Source organism: Parendozoicomonas verongulae, assembly GCF_009711465.1.
In the GTDB taxonomy this organism is placed as follows: domain Bacteria; phylum Pseudomonadota; class Gammaproteobacteria; order Pseudomonadales; family Endozoicomonadaceae; genus Sansalvadorimonas; species Sansalvadorimonas verongulae.
This window is the reverse complement of record NZ_SMME01000141.1, coordinates 1-289: the sequence shown is the minus strand read 5'-3', so window position 1 is coordinate 289 and position 289 is coordinate 1. Positions and strand designations below refer to the sequence as shown.

The 289-nt window shown below is 43.3% G+C and carries 1 protein-coding gene; it reads left to right on the top strand.

The genetic code is table 11. The features are described 5' to 3' along the window. Positions 1–17 precede the first annotated feature (17 nt). Positions 18–289 (top strand): F-box protein (locus tag E1189_RS00170; protein WP_155158145.1); only part of this gene is annotated, 272 nt, incomplete at its 3' end.

Genomic DNA, 289 nt, shown 5'->3' with positions numbered 1-289 from the left:
ATTTTTGATTTTTGACAATGAAACACCTGCAAGATAAGTACGTTGGCAAAGCAGGGATAACAAGCTTGTCAAATGAAATAGTAGTAAAAATCCTTTCTAACCTGGAGCACAGAGATATAGTTTCTTGTGGGCGTGTTTGTACCCAATGGAAAAGCGTTATTGATGAACACCATATACAGGCTTTTGCCTTCTACCGTCGTTGCCATCCTGTGGCATGTGCCCTCACTCTGCTAAAACCAGCGGAGTGCTACCGCTCATCAGCTCGCAATAGCCTACAACACTTTGGCAA